The sequence below is a fragment of the Streptococcus sp. HMSC072C09 genome, from assembly GCF_001813105.1.
Lineage (GTDB): Bacteria > Bacillota > Bacilli > Lactobacillales > Streptococcaceae > Streptococcus.
The window spans coordinates 1-615 of record NZ_KV811501.1 but is presented as its reverse complement, the minus strand read 5'-3'; the positions used below and the strand labels follow the sequence as shown (position 1 = coordinate 615).

General features: G+C 41.1%; 1 protein-coding gene. It reads right to left on the bottom strand.

From position 1 onward, the window contains the following. Nucleotides 1-137: 137 nt before the first annotated feature. Nucleotides 138-615, bottom strand: a 478-nt coding sequence (locus tag HMPREF2893_RS05765) for an LPXTG cell wall anchor domain-containing protein (RefSeq protein ID WP_148131925.1), incomplete at its 5' end; no start/stop codon positions are given.

Here is a 615-nt window from a genome sequence, read left to right as displayed (position 1 = left end):
GAGGCTAGGACTTTTGTCCCAGCCTCTTTTTATCTATCAGAGAGAGCTAAAAATTTCTCTCTTTGTTAGTTGAACTATTTGTTAAGATGCATTGAAAATCTATTTCGTTAGAAAATTGACTATTTTTAATGAATAAATTATTGACGAGTCAATTTCCGTTTGATTCCAACAGCACCTGCTAAGACAAGAATTCCAGAGAAGACGAGTCCAGATGCAACAACTTCACCTGTGTTTGGAAGAAGCGATTTGCGACCTCCCCCATTGTTTCCACCATTTGAACCTGGCGCACTTGGTGTCGTTGTGGTACCAGAATGATCAGGTTTATTTGGATTTTCTGAAGTAGATGAAGAAGTCTTAGGCTCTGCAGTAGTAGTTGTTGTTGACGTTGTGTCTTCCTCACTACTATTGTGGTTTCCTGGTTCTTCTGGTGTTGTATCAGGAGTCTCAGGTGTAGTAGGTACAGTAGTCTTAGGCTCTTCAGAAGTAGTTGAAGTAGTTGTAGGCTCATCGGTTGTCGTTACTGTGGTCTTAGGCTCCTCAGTTGTAGTTGAAGTAGTCTTAGGTTCATCAGTAGTTGTTACCGTAGTGGTTGTAGTAGTCGGCTCTTGAGTCGTA